Origin of the sequence: Succinispira mobilis DSM 6222 (assembly GCF_000384135.1) — a bacterium.
Classification (GTDB): Bacteria; Bacillota; Negativicutes; order Acidaminococcales; family Succinispiraceae; genus Succinispira; species Succinispira mobilis.
Genome location: NZ_KB913028.1, coordinates 967,225 through 981,107 on the forward strand (window position 1 = coordinate 967,225; position 13,883 = coordinate 981,107).

Annotated in this window: 11 protein-coding genes and 1 other annotated feature; all 11 genes read left to right on the forward strand. The window is 34.5% G+C overall.

What is annotated here, in order from left to right:
- Positions 1-13: 13 nt before the first annotated feature.
- The 11 genes from tig (at position 14) to SUCMO_RS0104635 (ending at position 13,876) form a co-directional block, all read left to right on the forward strand.
- Complete coding sequence (tig, locus tag SUCMO_RS0104585) at positions 14-1,300, forward strand: trigger factor (RefSeq protein WP_019879355.1); 1,287 nt, start codon at positions 14-16, stop codon at positions 1,298-1,300.
- A gap of 114 nt (positions 1,301-1,414) precedes the next feature.
- Entirely contained in the window at positions 1,415-2,017 is a 603-nt protein-coding gene (clpP, locus tag SUCMO_RS0104590; RefSeq protein WP_019879356.1) for an ATP-dependent Clp endopeptidase proteolytic subunit ClpP, read from the forward strand.
- Between the two features lie 17 nt (positions 2,018-2,034).
- Positions 2,035-3,312, forward strand: a complete 1,278-nt coding sequence (gene clpX, locus SUCMO_RS0104595; RefSeq protein ID WP_019879357.1) for an ATP-dependent Clp protease ATP-binding subunit ClpX — start codon at positions 2,035-2,037, stop codon at positions 3,310-3,312.
- Positions 3,313-3,413: 101 nt separating this feature from the next.
- A complete protein-coding gene (gene lon / locus SUCMO_RS0104600) occupies positions 3,414-5,738 on the forward strand; it encodes an endopeptidase La (protein ID WP_019879358.1) in 2,325 nt (774 codons plus the stop codon).
- Entirely contained in the window at positions 5,739-6,365 is a 627-nt protein-coding gene (gene yihA / locus SUCMO_RS0104605) for a ribosome biogenesis GTP-binding protein YihA/YsxC (protein WP_019879359.1), read from the forward strand.
- Between the two features lie 20 nt (positions 6,366-6,385).
- Entirely contained in the window at positions 6,386-7,432 is a 1,047-nt protein-coding gene (locus SUCMO_RS0104610; protein WP_019879360.1) for an AbrB family transcriptional regulator, read from the forward strand.
- Between the two features lie 40 nt (positions 7,433-7,472).
- Positions 7,473-7,698, forward strand: a binding site (T-box leader).
- Between the two features lie 51 nt (positions 7,699-7,749).
- Positions 7,750-10,419: a valine--tRNA ligase gene (locus tag SUCMO_RS0104615; protein ID WP_019879361.1), complete on the forward strand. Its 2,670-nt coding sequence runs from the start codon at positions 7,750-7,752 to the stop codon at positions 10,417-10,419.
- A 78-nt stretch (positions 10,420-10,497) separates the two neighbouring features.
- A complete protein-coding gene (locus SUCMO_RS0104620; RefSeq protein WP_019879362.1) occupies positions 10,498-11,775 on the forward strand; it encodes a bifunctional folylpolyglutamate synthase/dihydrofolate synthase in 1,278 nt (425 codons plus the stop codon).
- A 38-nt stretch (positions 11,776-11,813) separates the two neighbouring features.
- Positions 11,814-13,031: an O-antigen ligase family protein gene (locus SUCMO_RS0104625; RefSeq protein ID WP_019879363.1), complete on the forward strand. Its 1,218-nt coding sequence runs from the start codon at positions 11,814-11,816 to the stop codon at positions 13,029-13,031.
- Between the two features lie 51 nt (positions 13,032-13,082).
- Positions 13,083-13,451, forward strand: coding sequence for a DRTGG domain-containing protein (locus SUCMO_RS0104630; protein ID WP_019879364.1), 369 nt, complete (start codon positions 13,083-13,085; stop codon positions 13,449-13,451).
- Positions 13,448-13,876 carry an ATP-binding protein gene (locus tag SUCMO_RS0104635; protein WP_019879365.1) on the forward strand — a complete coding sequence of 143 codons (429 nt, stop codon included), beginning with the start codon at positions 13,448-13,450 and terminating at the stop codon, positions 13,874-13,876. Before SUCMO_RS0104630 ends, SUCMO_RS0104635 begins: the two co-directional genes overlap by 4 nt.
- Positions 13,877-13,883 lie beyond the last annotated feature (7 nt).

The following is a 13,883-nucleotide window of genomic DNA, read 5'->3' on the forward strand; positions in this document are numbered from 1 at the left end:
GATTTTTTGAAAAATGAGTAGTGTGATGGAAAGAATAGAAAATAACCAAGTGGTTATTACTTTTACCGTGGAAAAAGAAGAAGTGGCAGTAGCTTTTGACAAAGCATTTAAAACTGTTGCTAATAAAATTAATGTGCCAGGTTTCCGTAAAGGTAAAGCACCTCGTAGTATTTTAGAAAAAAAAGTTGGAAAAGGGCCTATAATTGAAGAAGCGTTTGATTTAGTGGCAAACAAAAAATATGGTGAGGCACTAAAAGAACATAATTTATACCCAATTGATAACCCTGAAGTTACAGAAATGAATTTTGAAGAAGGTTCTGAAGCTTCTTTTAAAATTAAAGTTACAGTAAAACCAGAAGCAGAAATGGGTGATTATAAAGGTTTAGTGGTAGATAAAAAGGTAGTAGAAATTACTGATGAGGAAGTTTCTAAAGCTTTAGCAGATTTGCAAAATTCTCATGCAACAATGAACATTGTAACAGAAGGAAAAACTGAAAAAGGCGATGTTGTAATGATTGACTTTGCTGGTTCAATAGATGGAGTTCCTTTTAATGGTGGTGAGGGTAAAAGTTATCCACTAGAATTAGGATCAGGTAGTTTTATTCCTGGTTTTGAAGAGCAATTAATTGGTTTTGAAACAGGTAGCGAGACTGTTGTTAAAGTTACTTTCCCTGCTGATTATGGTTTGCCAGAACTAGCAGATAAGGCAGCGGAGTTTAAGGTTACTATTCATGAAATTAAACGTAAACAATTACCAGAACTAAATGATGACTTTGCTAAAGAAGTTTCTTTTGATAATTTAGAAGCTCTAAAAGCAGATACTTTGAAAAAATTACAAGAAACAGCAAAGCAAAATGCTGAAAATGAATATAAAGATACTTTAGTAAAAACTGCAGTAGATAATGCTAAAGTTGAAGTACCTAAAGTAATGATAGATGCTAAAGTTGATAATATGTTGGCAGAATTTGCAATGAGCTTGGAACAACGTGGCTGGAAACTTGAGCAATATCTACAGTACATGGGCAAATCTATAGAAGAATTCAAAGAAATGCGCAGAGAAGCAGCAGCAGAACAAGTTAAAACTGAAATAGTTTTGGATACGATTGCGAAATTGGAAGATATAGCGGTAACTGCAGAAGAAATCGAAGCGGAAATGCAAGTACTAGCAAGCATTCACAATGCTAAATACGAAGATGTTAAGAAAGTTATTGAAGGACAAGGTAATATTGGTATGTTAATTACTAATATTATGAGACGTAAATCAGCGGAATTAATAATTAATGCTGCAAAAGCTGAGTAATTGAATTAATTAAGATGGCATAAGATTTTCAGATGAGAGGTGCTCTTGTCTGAAAATCTTCTTGCTAATTAGCAACTTATTTTGTAGACTATAAATTGAAGGTGGTGTTTAAAAATGAATTACGTGCCAATGGTAGTTGAACAATCAAGTCGTGGCGAAAGAGCTTACGATATTTACTCTAGACTATTAAAAGATAGAATAATTTTTTTAAGTGGACCAGTTAATGATGCAATGGCTAATGTAGTAATAGCACAAATGTTGTTTTTAGAGTCTGAAGATCCAGAAAAGGATATTCATGTATATATTAATAGTCCTGGCGGAAGCGTAACTGCAGGCTTGGCTATTTACGATACTATGCAATATATCAAGCCAGATGTTTCTACAATTTGTATTGGTATGGCCGCGAGCATGGCGGCAATTTTGCTCACAGCTGGAGCAAAAGGCAAAAGGTTTGCGTTACCTTATTCGCGAATTATGATTCATCAGCCATTAGGTGGAGCCCAAGGTCAAGCAACTGATATTGAAATTCAAGCTCGTGAAATATTAAGATTGCGCGAGGTTGCTAATGAAATCTTGGTTAGACATACAGGACAGCCCTTAGAAAAAATTCAAGTAGATACAGAACGTGATTACTTTATGTCTAGTACACAAGCTTGTGAGTATGGTATGATAGACAAGGTAGTTACTCGGGAAGCTGTAGAAAAAAAGAGTGTTTAGTTTAGGGGGCTGATTTGATGGTTAAAGGTAAAGATAAAGAAAACTCACGTATTAGATGCTCGTTTTGTGGAAAATATGAAAGCCAAGTAAAGAAGATATTTTCTGGTGCTGGGGTTAATATTTGTGATGAATGTGTAGAACTGTGCAATGCTCACATGCGTGATGATGATTATTCTTTAATAGAAGAAAGTAAAAAAATCGATTCGAGCTTACCAAAGCCGAAAGAAATAAAGGCTATTTTAGATGAGTATGTTATTGGCCAGGAATTAGCAAAAAGAACTTTGGCTGTAGCAGTATATAATCACTATAAACGGGTGTTTTTCAATAAAGAAGAAAACGATGATATTGAATTGCAAAAATCTAATATTATTATGTTAGGACCAACTGGTTCAGGTAAAACTTTGTTAGCCCAAACTTTAGCAAAAATTCTTGATGTTCCGTTTGCCATAGCAGATGCTACTAGTTTAACAGAAGCTGGATATGTAGGTGAAGATGTAGAAAATATCTTACTGAAATTAATTCAAGCAGCAGACTGGGATATAGAGAGAGCACAGTATGGGATAATATATATAGATGAAATTGATAAAATAAGTAAAAAATCTGAAAATCCGTCTATAACAAGAGACGTATCTGGCGAAGGTGTTCAACAGGCACTTTTGAAGATTTTAGAAAGTACTGTAGCTAGTGTGCCTCCACAAGGCGGTAGAAAGCACCCACATCAAGAGTTTTTACAAATAGACACTACGAATATTTTATTTATTTGTGGTGGTGCTTTCTCGGGAATTGAAAAGACAGTAGCAAATCGAATTGGAAAACAAGGAATTGGGTTTGGGGCTGAGGTTATTGCTCACAAAAAGGATAATCAAGATGAATTAATGAAAAAGGTTGAGCCAGAGGATTTAATTAAATATGGCTTGATCCCAGAATTTGTCGGTCGGTTGCCAGCAGTTGTCGTTTTAGAAGAGCTTTCAGAAGAAGGTTTAGTTTCAGTGCTCGAAGAACCAAAAAACGCGCTTGTAAAACAATACAAAAAATTATTAGCAATGGATAATGTGGAATTGGAGTTTACTCAAGAAGCTCTAGTTGCAATTGCTAAAGAGGCTTTAAAGCGAAAAACAGGTGCTCGTGGTTTGCGGGCAATTATTGAAGATATAATGCGGGATATCATGTTTGAATTACCAACAATGGAGAATGTTGAGAAATGCATAATAACAGATAAAGTCGTGCAAAAACAAGAAGAAGTCATTGTTGTTAAAGCGAATGCCAATTCCTTTAAAGAAATTAGTTTTCAATAAAAGCATTTTAAAAGGAAAAAGAGCCTTGCTCTTTTTCCTTTTACTTTTTAATAAAAATTTTGCTATAATAAGGTATGAAAATTTTTAAGTGAGGAGAAGTTATGACAGATAAACCTAAAAATATTTTGCCTGTATTGCCTTTGCGAGGGGTACTGGTTTTTCCTTATATGATGGCTAATTTAGATGTAGGGCGCACTCATTCTATGAAGTCTTTAGAACGTGCAGCCTTAGAGAATAATAGAATTATTTTGGCAACTCAAAAGTCTTTTCTGGATGAAAACCCTATAAAATCAGGGATATACACCACAGGTGTTCTAGCAGAAATCAAACAGTTCGTAAAGATGCCGAACAATACAATGAGAGTTTTGGTAGAAGGTCTAAACCGAGTAAAGCTTGGAGAAATATTTGAGTTAGATGCTTGCTATTTTACAGATTATCAGGAATTTGAGCCGAGCATTAGAGATGTTTTAGAAGTAGAAGCATTAAGAAAATTAACTTTAGAGTATTTTGAAAAATGGGGTAGTGTAAATAATAAAGTTTCACCAGAGGTTTTTATTACAGCCAAAGCGATTGAGGAGCCACAAAGATTTTTTGATTTTATTGTAGGCAATTTATTTATTGACATCAAACAAAAACAAGAATTGCTGGAAGAAGAATGTTTGGATATTGCCTTTAACAAAGTATTAGTTATTTTGACGCGCGAGATTGATTTGTTAGAAATTGCTAAAAAAATATCGCAACAAGTAAAAAAACAAGTTGATAAAAATCAAAAAGAATATTATTTAAAAGAACAGTTAAAAGCAATTAATAAAGAACTAAGCGCTGGGGATGAAAGTTTTTCAGAAGTTCGGGAAGAATATAAGAAAAAAATGCGTAAGCTTGTATTTCCTAAAGAAGTGTTAGAAAGAATTAATAAAGAATTGGCAAGATTAGAAAAAATGCCTGCAGTAAATATGGAAGGCGCAGTAATTAGGAACTACTTAGACACGCTTATTAATGTTCCTTGGGATAACGAGAGTATTGATCTTTTGGATATTGAAATTTCTGAAAGAACTTTAGCTGAGGATCACTATGGCTTAGAGAAGGTAAAAGAGCGAATTATAGAATTTTTGGCTGTGAAAATTTTAACTAAAAGTCTTAAAGGACCGATTTTGTGTTTAGCAGGACCGCCAGGAGTTGGCAAAACTTCTTTAGCAAAGTCTATAGCTAAAGCTATGAATAGAAAATTTGTGCGCATGTCATTAGGTGGAGTACGCGATGAAGCCGAAATTAGAGGACATCGGCGTACATATATAGGCGCAATGCCTGGAAGAATAGTTCAAGGCTTGATTAATTGCAAAACAAAAAATCCTGTGTTTTTATTAGATGAGATTGATAAAATGAGTAGTGATTTTCGTGGTGATCCAACCGCAGCGATGTTGGAAGTCTTAGATGCAGAACAAAATAATACTTTTCAAGATCATTATGTAGATTTACCTTTAGATTTATCTAAAGTGTTTTGGATTGTTACAGCTAATGATATTGGCAATATACCAAGGCCATTACTAGATAGAATGGAAGTAATTAATTTATCAAGTTACACGCAAGAAGAAAAAGTTGCAATTGCTGAAAAATATTTATTGCCTAGAAAAATAGAAGAACATGGACTAACAACTCAACAATTAATATTAAAAGGCAACGTTTTAGAAAGAATAATTAGGGACTATACTAGAGAAGCCGGAGTTCGTAGTTTAGAGCGATCTATCGCTAAAATTTGCAGAAAAGTTGCCCGCGAGGTCGCACTTAATTCAGAGGCGAAATGCATTATTACGGTGAGCAACCTAAAAAAATATTTAAGTAAACCCTTATATAATAATAAAGACCGAATTAGAGTAAGCCAACCAGGGCTTGTTAACGGTTTGGCTTGGACTAATTTTGGAGGAGAAGTTTTAAATGTAGAAGTTCTAGCTACAGCTGGAAAAGGAGAATTATTACTTACTGGTCAATTAGGCGATGTGATGGTTGAATCTGCGAAAGCAGCCTATTCTTATTTAAAAGCAAATAGTAAAAAATTGAATTTAAATAAAGATTTCCCCAGTAAAATAGACATACATGTACATTTCCCAGCGGGAGCGACGCCAAAAGATGGCCCTTCAGCAGGAATTACTATGGCCGTAGCACTGATATCAGCTTTGAAAAATCAAGCAGTAGATCAAGAAATTGCAATGACTGGAGAAATAACATTATTAGGACGTGTATTAGCAGTAGGGGGTGTAAAAGAAAAAGTCTTAGCTGCATATAGGTATGGTATAGTTAAAGTTTTTTTGCCTAAGGCTAATATAGATGACTTGGATGAAATTCCTAGGAAAATAAAAAAGCAAATAAAATTTATAGCAGTTGAAAATGTATTTGAAGTTATAAGTGAAATATTTGGAGGTGAGAGCTAATTGAATTTTACATGGGATATAATTAAGGCGAAGTTCATTACTTCAGCTGTTAGAGGCGATCAATATCCAACAGATGATCTGCGTGAGGTTGCTTTTGTGGGCCGATCAAATGTAGGAAAGTCGTCTTTGATAAATTCTTTGTGTCGACAAAACAAACTGGCTAAAACTAGTAGTTCACCAGGAAAAACACAAACAATAAATTTTTATGAATTACAAGCTAAGGCGGTATTCAATGGCGAAGATGTGCGTCGTGAATTTTATTTGGTAGATTTGCCTGGCTATGGGTTTGCAAAAGCATCCCGTGATGCTAAAACGCAGTGGTCCGGCTTTATTAGGACGTATTTAACTAGTTCGGATCGTTTAAAACTGGTTTGCCAGTTAATAGATATTAGACATCCCCTAATGGAAAGTGATTTAGTGTGTTTTCACTGGCTTATTTCATCTGGATTACCAGTGCAAGTAGTTTTGACTAAATCTGATAAACTATCTAAACAAAGTGTAGTAGCTCAACATGGAGCTTTAGCTAAAGCATTGGGCTTGGATAAAGATTCCGTAATAGTATATTCTGCAGTTCAAAATACTGGGCGCTTAGAGCTTATCGATAAATTATCAAAAGCTTTTGTGTAAAGATAAAATTGAGGGATTTTATGCGTAATTTTGTGATAATGTTTTTAGCTTCGGTTTTTTTGGCGCTATTATTACAAGGGATAGGTATGCCTATCCCTTACTTGCTAGCACCTTTGTTGTTGACTGTTTTTTGTAATATTAAAGGCTATAAATTTAAATGGCAAATTAAGTGGCGGAACTTAGCTTTGATACCTATAGGTTATGGATTAGGTCGACAAATTGAATGGGCGACTTGTCAAAAAATATTTAATGAATTATGTGGTATCGGAGCAAGTACTTTTTTTCTAACTACTATTAGTGTGATAATGGCTGTTATTATTAGTCGTAAGACAAGAATTGGTATAGAAAGTAGTTTAATCGGTAATATGCCAGGTGGATTAACGCAAATGTTACTTTTGAGTGAAGAGTTATCAGGTGTTGATGCAAATGTTGTTACAATCATGCAAACAGTAAGATTAATTTCTACGATTGTGGTGATACCTTTTATAGTACTAAATTCTTTGTCGAATACTCACGATTTTAGTAGTTTAATTCAAGGTAATGTGCCTAATTTTTTATCTTTTCCAGAGGCTGTTTTTATGATTGCTACAGTTTTGTTTGGCGTTTTTTTAGCGAGGTTAATAAAAATTCCTACTCCCTATATGTTGGGCGCGCTTTTAATAACGGCTGTATTAAATATAGTTTGGCAACCAGTGCCGGAAATTGATCGAACGATATTAAAGGGAGCGCAAATTTTTGTGGGAATTCAGATGGGACAAGCGGTAGAATTGCCAAAAATAAAAGAATTGCGCCAACATTTACCAATAATAATTAGCTCTTCGGTTGTTGTAATTATAGCTAGCTTTGGCTTAGGCTATTTGTTGAGATTTTATTATGGTTATGATTTAGCTACTGCATTTTTAGCAACTGCTCCAGGCGGAATAACAGAAATGAGTATTACGGGACTTAACATTGGAGCAGATGTTTCTATAATTTTGGCATATCAACTTTTTCGGTTAATATTCATGAGCGCCCTAATGCCAGTGTTATTAAAGGGTTATTTTAATTACAGACATACAACAGCTTGACAATAGTGTCTGCTATTGGTAGAATTAGGACATATTTATAAGATAAGTGATGATTAGAACAAGTAGCTGATAACTAAGGCTTTTTAGAGAGAATACGCTAGGCTGGGACGTATTTAAGTTTTTTGTCAGTGAAGTAATCTAGGAGCTGGCAATGTGAAGGCGAAAGTTGTGTAGCTTTGCTCGTAAATAGTGCGTTAAACTATTTGAGAGTCTGCTTTGCAGAAATTTTGGTGGTACCGCGGAAGTTATAAGCTTTCGTCCTAAATTTATTTGGGATGAAGGCTTTTATTTTTTTATAATTTTAGGAGGAATTTTAAGTGAGTGCAGAAATTAATGAAACCAACATCTCTAAGGTTTATGAGCCTGAACAAGTTGAAAAAAAGTGGTACAAATTTTGGGAAGAAAACAAGTTGTTTCATCAAGAAGTTGATAGCAATAAAAAGCCATATAGCATTGTAATACCACCACCAAATGTGACTGGACAATTGCATATGGGGCATGCTTTAGATAATACTTTGCAGGATATTTTAATTAGGTTTCGGCGGATGCAAGGCTATAATACTCTTTGGATGCCAGGAACGGATCATGCAGGGATAGCTACGCAAATTAAAGTTGAAGAAGAATTACGCAAATCAGAACAGCTAACTAGATATGATTTGGGAAGAGAGAATTTTATTGAGCGGGTATGGGCTTGGAAAGAACAGTATGGCAATAGAATTATTAATCAACTAAAATCCTTGGGAGCTTCATGTGATTGGTCGCGAGAACGATTTACAATGGATGAAGGTTGCTCTAAAGCGGTAAGAGAAGTTTTTGTAAGTTTGTATGAGCAGGGGTTAATTTATCAAGGCTCCAGAATCACTAATTGGTGTGTACGGTGTAACACTGCTTTGAGTGACATAGAAGTTGAACATGAAGAACAAGCTGCAAAACTTTGGCATGTGCGTTATAAGGTTGTAGGTGAAAATAATGAGTATGTGACAATTGCAACCACTAGGCCGGAAACAATTTTAGGTGATACAGCAGTAGCTGTTAATCCTGAAGATGAACGATATCGCCAGGTTATAGGTAAGAAATTACTAGTTCCAATTGTAAATCGTGAAATACCTATTATTGAAGATAGCTATGTTGATCCTAGCTTTGGAACTGGTGCTGTAAAGGTTACGCCTGCGCATGACCCTAATGATTTCGATATGGGCGAGCGACATAAATTAGAACACATTGTTGTTATTGCTCCAGATGGTAAAATGACGGAAATTGCTGGCAAATATCAAGGTCAAGATCGTTATGAGTGCAGAAAAAACTTAATTGCGGATATTGAAGCACAAGGGGATTTGGTTAAAATAATTGAACATCAAAACTCTGTGGGTCACTGTCAGCGTTGCAATACAGTAGTTGAACCACTAGTGTCCAAACAATGGTTTGTAAAGATGCAACCTTTAGTTGCAGAACCTTTGGCTTGTGTGCAAGAAGGTGAAATCAAGTTTGTTCCTGAAAGATTTAGTAAAACATATACTAGTTGGTTAGAAAATATTCGTGACTGGTGCATTTCGCGTCAAATTTGGTGGGGTCATAGAATTCCAGCTTGGTATTGTTCAGAATGTGGGGAAACAATTGTTTCGAGGGTTGATATAACAAGTTGTCCTAAATGTTCTGCTAAAACAGTAAAACAAGATGAAGATGTTTTAGATACTTGGTTTAGTTCTGCATTATGGCCTTTTTCTACTATGGGCTGGCCGGAGAATACTCCTGAGTTAAAACAGTTTTATCCTACAAGTGTCTTAGTTACAGGCTATGATATTATATTTTTTTGGGTAGCCAGAATGGTTGTAATGGGAAGGAAGTTTATGGAAGAAATCCCGTTTAAACATGTTTTTATTCATGGGTTAGTGCGTGATAGTCAAGGAAGAAAAATGAGTAAATCTTTAGGTAATGGGATTGATCCGCTAGAGGTAATTGAAAAATATGGTGCAGACACTTTGAGATTTACATTAATAACAGGAAATACTCCCGGCAATGATATGCGCTTTTATTGGGAGCGAGTGGAATCTAGCCGTAATTTTGCTAATAAAATTTGGAATGCTTCTCGCTTTACCTTAATGAATATACAAGACTATGAGTATCAGCCGCAACTTAGTTTACAATACACTTTGGCAGATAGCTGGATATTGTCGCGCTTAAATACTGTGATAGAAGAGACTACAAGGCTACTTGAAAATTTCGAATTAGGTGAAGCTGGGAAAAAGATATACGACTTTATCTGGAGTGAATTTTGTGATTGGTATATTGAGTTAGCGAAAGCGCGGCTTTATAACAAAGAAGATTTGACTGCTCGTTATACGGCACAAACAGTTTTAAAAGAAGTTTTAGGAAAGTCAATGCAATTGTTACATCCTTTTATGCCTTTTATTACCGAAGAAATTTGGCAGTATGTGGCTAAAGAAAATATTAGTATAATGATTTCTGAATGGCCTGAAGTTAATAAAGAACTTATTGTAACTAAAGCTGAAGCAGATATGAATATAATTATGGATAGCATTAAAGCCATTAGAAATATTAGAGCGGAAATGAATATTCCCTTAGGTAAAAAAAATATGGTGATTATCCAGTCTGCAAATCAAGATATTTATAATTTATTAGAAGCAAATCAAGAATATTTTAAGTCTTTAGCGAGCGTGGAGGAATTGGAATTAAGCTTTATAAATGAAACTAAACCACAAGACTCCGTTTCTGCAATTTTGAATTCAGTAGAAATATATTTACCTCTTAAGGGATTATTAGATGTAGAAAAAGAAGTACAGCGGCTAAATAAAGAACTGGAAAATATGCAGAAGGAAGTATCACGTTTGGTTGGCAAACTCAATAATGCAGCCTTTTTGGCAAAAGCACCAGAAGATATTGTTGAAAAAGAGCAAGAAAAATTAAAAGAATATCAAGAAAAATATGCAGCAATAGAAGAGCGAATTAATTATTTTAAAAATTTATAGGTTGAGAGAGCCATGGCAAATCTCTAATTATAGAGCGGGACTTAGTGCCCGCCTAAATTTTCATAAGGAGAGTTTTTTATGAAAAATAGAAACTATGAAGGGGCTTTAAATAAACTACACAGTTTAGGAGTTTTTGGAATTAAACCAGGTTTGGAAAGAATAAAAATATTACTTAAAAAAATAGGAAACCCCGAGCAGCAAATTAAATGCATTCATATTACAGGAACTAATGGTAAAGGTTCCGTAAGCGCTATGTTAGAAGGTATGCTAGTTGCAAGCGGTTATAAAGTGGGAAAATTTACATCACCGCATTTGGTAAGCTATAACGAAAGAATGGTAGTTCAAAAACAACAAATAGCAGATCGAGAATTTGCAGATTTAGTTTATGAAATTTGTCATTGTGCAACGGACATGACTAAAGATATGCAACCAACTCAATTTGAAGTGTTAACTGCCATGGCTTTTTTGTATTTCGCTAGACAAAAGGTAGACTTAGCTATTATCGAAGTCGGAATGGGCGGTCTGCTAGATTCAACCAATGTGATTACACCCATATGTTCTATAATTACAAATGTCAGCTTAGATCATATGGATAAATGTGGCGATAGTATTGAAAAAATAGCTGTTCATAAGGCGGGAATTATAAAGAAGAACATACCGGTAATTACTGCGGCAACCGCAGAAGCCTTAGATATAATACGAGAAACTGCAAGTAAGTATCAAGCACCACTTTATATTGCCGGCAAAGATTTTTATTGTCAAGAAATAAGTAAAAGCTTATTAGGCCAAAAAATAAAATATTTTGCAGGGAAAGAAGCAGTGGAGTTTGAGATAAAATTATTAGGCAAACATCAATTAACTAACTCTGCTGTGGCTATAACTGCATTTAAACTAATAACCAAAGGACAAAAAATGCAAGCTATTGCTTCTGGGCTGAAAGAAACAATTTGGAGTGGGAGAGCAGAAATAATAAGTCAAGATCCAGTAATTATTTTGGATGGGGCACATAATCCTGCAGGCGCAATTGCTTTACGGGAATTATTAGATGATGAACTTTTACGTGCCAAAAGAAAATGCTTTATTTTGGGTTTTATGCAAGATAAATTAATAATAGAAATCGTAAATATTTTATGCAAAAAAGAAGACACAATTATAGTTGTTAATGCTGCCCCTGATTTGTCTAGAGCCGCAAGCCCCGAGCAATTGAAGCAACTTATCCAGGCTCCTACGATACTAATGCATGATTATCAGCAAGCAATATTAAAAGCAAAAGAAGTAGTTGGCAAAGAAGGTCTTGTTTGTATTGCTGGTTCGTTATATTTAGTTGGCAATATCAAGAAAACTTTGCTACAATGAGGATGTAAACTTAAATAAAAACGGGATTAAAGGTGAATATGTTACAAAATTTTTATAAAAAAACACAACTATCAGAATACATTACATGGTTATTGTATTGTATTGCTTTTTTGTTGCCATTTGCAGTAGAAATAACTACGGTTTTAATTTATATAGCGGCAGGTTTGGCTTTGTATGAGCGAATTAAAAGAAAAAAAATATTTGCAAGTTTATGTAAACACAACTACCTTTTTTGGGCGTGGGCAGTGATTGCAGGACTGTCGGTGGTTAAATCTGTGAATGTTTCTGCTAGTTTTTATAATTATCAAGTATTGATAACGCAATACTTGAGCGTGTATTTTTTGGGATATTTCTATATTGATAATAAAGACAAGCTTAAAAAATTGTTTTTGTGCTTTGGGGCAGCGACAGTACTAGTTTCTAGTTATGGGATTTTTCAATATATACAGGGTATTAGTTTGATGGAGCGTTTAGAATGGATAGATGTTGAACAATTTCCTGAATTAAAGACTAGAGTTTTTTCAACTTTATCTAATCCTAACATTTTAGCTGCTTATTTGTGTATGTCGATTTGTTTATCAATAGGGTTGATCTTAAATCGCCCCACAAAAATGAGAGAAAAGATGTTTTTATACTTAAGTATTCTTTTGAGCTTAATTTGTTTGCTATTGACATTTTCGCGCGGCGCATGGTTATCCTTATTTGTTGTTATTGTTATTTTAGGAATGCTTATAAACAAGAGAATTCTGATTGTTTTTTTAGTGCTAACAGCAATTGGAACTTTCTTTATGCAGGACTTAATTGTTGACAGACTTATGTCGGTATTAAATCCTACTGACACATCTTCATCTTTAAGAATTGCTTTTTGGGAAAGTACTGTAGCGATGATAATTGATAATCCTTTATTAGGAGTTGGTTGGGCTGGTTACCAGTATGCCTACCCAGAATATGATTTTTTTATAAATGACTCTAATGTAGTAATCTATCATGCACATAATATGTATTTGAATATGCCTGGAGAGATTGGAATTACAGGTGGGCTGATTTATATAGCCATGTTTTTTTATTTAATCAAAATACTGCATGAAAAGTATACAGTATTGTCTAGGGATAAAGGATACTTTTTATCTGTTATTAGTTGTACATTTGTGTTATTATTAATTGGGATAACTGATTATCCGTTATTTAATTTACAGATTTCTTCTATTTTTTGGTTAATTTCAGGTAGTTCTTTAGCTGCGTTAACAAGAACATAATATGCATCTAGTGTTTTCGGAAAAGTGATACATTTTAAAGGGGTGTTTTGTTTGTTAAATTTAAGAAAAATACAAGAGATTTTGTCAGCAGAGGTTTTAATAGGAGCCGAATTGATGGAAACAGAAATACATTCCGCTTGTGGCGCTGATTTAATGAGTGATGTTTTAGCTTTTACCAAAGAAAACACCTTGCTTTTGACCGGGATGGTTAACTGTCAGGTTATTAGGACCGCAGAAATTAGTGATTTAAGTGCAATTATCTTCGTGCGTGGCAAAGTACCAAGAGAAGAGGTTTTAGAAGCAGCTCGTGATATAAAAATCCCGATTTTAATAACTAAATATCCAATGTATGAAGCTTGTGGGAAACTATTTGCAGCAGGTTTAGCTGGGTGTTCACGAAAAGAGGACAGTATTATATGAGTGAACAGAGTTTTTGTGTAAAGTTTAATTTAGTTAGTGGGGATTTTGAAAGAGCAGGCGAAGCCTCAAGTAAAATAAAAAAAATGTTACAGCAAATTGGAGTGTCTTCAGAAATCATCAGACGCATTGCCATAGGTACTTATGAAGGCGAAATGAATATAATTATTCATTCTAATGGCGGAGAAATTCAGGCAGAATTTTATTCAGATTATACAGAAATAACTGTATCTGACTATGGACCAGGGATAGCAGATATTAGTTTAGCGTTGCAAGAAGGATATTCCACTGCACCTAATTATGTAAGAGAAATGGGTTTTGGAGCTGGAATGGGCTTGCCCAATATGAAACGTTGTGCAGATGATTTTAATATAAAGTCTGACTTAGGCGTGGGAACAGAAATAAAAATGAAATTTATTCATAAATGATATTTAG